Origin of the sequence: Shewanella sp. 10N.286.54.B9, assembly GCF_041468565.1 — a bacterium.
GTDB lineage: Bacteria > Pseudomonadota > Gammaproteobacteria > Enterobacterales > Shewanellaceae > Shewanella.
The window spans coordinates 992-4,108 of record NZ_JBFRIY010000080.1; the positions used below are offsets into that span (position 1 = coordinate 992).

The 3,117-nt window shown below is 46.0% G+C and carries 2 protein-coding genes; both read right to left on the bottom strand.

All coding sequences use genetic code 11. The features are described 5' to 3' along the window. Positions 1 to 305: 305 nt before the first annotated feature. On the bottom strand, positions 306 to 2,030 hold the full coding sequence (gene recJ, locus AB4135_RS21295) for a single-stranded-DNA-specific exonuclease RecJ (protein WP_371995430.1): 1,725 nt from the start codon (positions 2,028 to 2,030) through the stop codon (positions 306 to 308). A gap of 129 nt (positions 2,031 to 2,159) precedes the next feature. Continuing rightward, positions 2,160 to 2,894 carry a bifunctional protein-disulfide isomerase/oxidoreductase DsbC gene (dsbC, locus tag AB4135_RS21300; protein ID WP_371995431.1) on the bottom strand — a complete coding sequence of 245 codons (735 nt, stop codon included), beginning with the start codon at positions 2,892 to 2,894 and terminating at the stop codon, positions 2,160 to 2,162. Between the last annotated feature and the right edge of the window lie 223 nt (positions 2,895 to 3,117).

Here is a 3,117-nt window from a genome sequence, read left to right on the forward strand (position 1 = left end):
CCCATATGGATATGGGAAATGTCTATATGATGTCGGGAACATCATTGACCATGCCACCGCGGCATTCGTAAATCCATTTACAGCAGATGCCCCATCGGAAGTGTTAGGCTATTTTGAATAAGTACGAGGAAAGCAACTTCGTCTGGGGCGCTGAGGGCTCGACTCTTATGAAATCAAGAGCTATGAAATCAACAGCGGGCGCAAGCGCTTTGCCCTTGGCTCGACTCTCTGCTACGAGAATGGGCGAAGCACCACCACTTTGGCTTTGATTTTAAAGAAATGAACAGCTGATTTCACAGCCCAAACTACATTGGCGCTATCTGATCCACCATCAACTGCAAGGTTTGATTGCCTCTAAACTCATTCACATCCAGCTTATAAACAATCTCTGCATGTTGAATGGTCGCATCTGGCCAGGTTTTTAAGTCGACATTAAAGGCGATAGCGTCGAGCATTACCTGACCACATTCAGTCTCTAATACCAATTTAAGATGTTTCTCACCGACTATACGTTGTTGAATAATTCTAAAGTGACCATCAAACAGTGGCTCTGGGAAGTTTTGCCCCCAAGGGCCTGCTGCGCGAAGCTCCGCCGCTAACGGTAAGGCAAATTGATCTGGCGTTAGCTCACCATCAGAAACCAGTTCACCGGTGAGTAATTCTGGCGCTAAAGTTTCTCGAATAGCTTTGTCATAAGCCTCAGCAAACAGCGCAAACTGACCGGCTTTTATTGAAAGACCTGCCGCCATCGCGTGACCACCAAACTTTAAAATTAAACCCGGATGACGACTGTTGATCAGCTCTAAAAGGTCGCGCATGTGCAAACCTTTAATCGAGCGAGCTGACCCCTTTATTTGGCCATCTCCTGCGTCGGCAAATGCGATAACTGGTCGATGATATTTATCTTTAATACGTGAGGCTAAAATGCCAATAACACCTTGATGCCAATCAGCCTGAAATAGTGCTATTCCCCAAGGAAGTTCAGTCTCGTTTAACTCAACGCTCTCAAGGCTTTTAAGCGCCTCTTGCTGCATCTCAGTTTCTAGATCGCGCCGCTCTGCATTTAAGCTGTCGAGCTCAGATGCCATTCTGCGTGCCAACATAATGTCTTCACATAAGAGTGTTTCTACCCCTAATGCCATCTCATCCAAACGACCTGCAGCATTGAGCCTTGGGCCAACTGCAAATCCAAAGTCGGAGGCCACAATACGTGACGGAGTACGTTTAGCCACTTCCAGCAGCGCGGTGATCCCCACTCGGCAGCGACCCGCCTTCACTCGTTGCAGCCCCGCTTCCACCAAAATGCGGTTATTGGTATCAAGCGATACCACGTCGGCAACAGTGCCTAAAGCAACGATATCTAACAAGTGCCCTAAATTTGGCTCGTTGATACCTTGCTGCTGATACCAGTCACGTTGCCTTAATTCTGCGCGTAGTGCTGACATCAAATAAAACGCTACGCCAACCCCAGCAATCGATTTACTGGCAAATTCACAGCCATGTTGATTAGGGTTAACAATCGCGTCAGCATCAGGTATAGACTGACCTGGTAGGTGATGGTCGGTAATAACAACGGTCATACCCAGTGCTTTAGCTGCGGCAACCCCCTCAATTGAAGAAATACCGTTATCGACTGTGATAATCACTTCGGCCTTTTTCTGCGCCGCTACCGCAACAATTTCGGGGCTGAGGCCATAACCGTAGTCAAATCGATTAGGGATAAGGTAGTCGATGTTTTTTGCGCCCATCATTTTCAGCGCTAACATACACACGCTGGTCGATGTGGCGCCATCAGCATCAAAGTCGCCCATAATAAGAATCGATTTTTGCGCTGCTATCGCATCTGCGACTATTTCTGCGGCTTGGGTCACTCCCAACATAGTATTGGGCCTAAGCAGTTTACCTAAGCTCAATTCACATTCATTTGCACTCACACCACGGCTGGCATATATCTGTTTTAACAGTGGGGATAGAGAGTTAGGTAAATGGCTATCATCGACTTTTGAGCGGCGGACTATCTTATGGATCACAGGGCTAACTACCTTTAAACAATGAGTCTTGCCAGCATAGCAAAGACTGCTAGCAAAGGCTTGCTCTTCACTCTATTTAGCAGGCACAAAAAAGGTGAGCCGAGGCTCACCTTCTTTACTAATCAATAATTATTCTGCGGCTGCAGCATCTAACACTCTTAATAGATCTTTAGGCGGCTGGTAACCTGGGATCAAGCTGCCGTCTTCAAGTATGATTGCAGGCGTTCCGTTGATACCAAAGGTTTGCCCAAGGTTATATTGCTCTGCAATTTTCGCATCACACTTAGCCACTTTAACTGCCTTACCTGACTTAGCATCAGTCATCGCTTGAAGTGGATCTGCAGCGCACCAAACCGCTTCCATCTCGTCAGCATTAGCTGATGGAATACCGGCACGTGGGAAAGCGAGGTATCTAACTGTAATGCCCAGGTCGTTATATTCATCCATTTGATTATGCAGCTTGCGGCAGTAACCACAATCAACATCAGTGAACACAGTAACAACATGCTTTTCATTCTTGGCTTTGTAAACCAACATGTTCTCTTCTAGTGGCTTCATCATGTCAATACGTGGACCAGACATCGCAGCTTCGGTTAGGTTCTTCATGCCTTTATCTAAATCATAAAGATTACCGTGCAGCAGCTTAGTACCATCTTTACTGATGTATAGCACACCACGATTAGTTAAGGCTTCATACAAACCAGGAATTGGCGACTCTTTCAGCGACATCACATTTACGCTTAATGTATCAGACAGCTTCTGTTTTATCGCCGCGGTGTCATCGCTTTGGGTGTTAGACCCGGCAAGGGCTGCAGGGGCAATGACCATTGCAATGATCAAAGAAAATGCTCGGGTGAACTTCATTAGATATCCTATTCTACGTTACGGTCTATTAAAGGGTATAAGGATTATACCAATCAGTATAATAAGTTGATCTACTCAGAGCGTTTTTGGCACGCTAATTCAAGGCGAATAAATGACATAATGGTTATTCCCTTATGAGTTTATTTAACGCAGAAGTAGCAAGCCAAAAACACTCCTACAGGCGAGTTTTAGCGACTCTGATGCTGCGTTAATGAACTTGAAC

What these genes read in the sequence shown, in the direction of transcription:
- dsbC (WP_371995431.1), bottom strand. Translation starts at nt 2,894, where the DNA reads ATGAAGTTCACCCGAGCATTTTCTTTGATCATTGCAATGGTCATTGCC.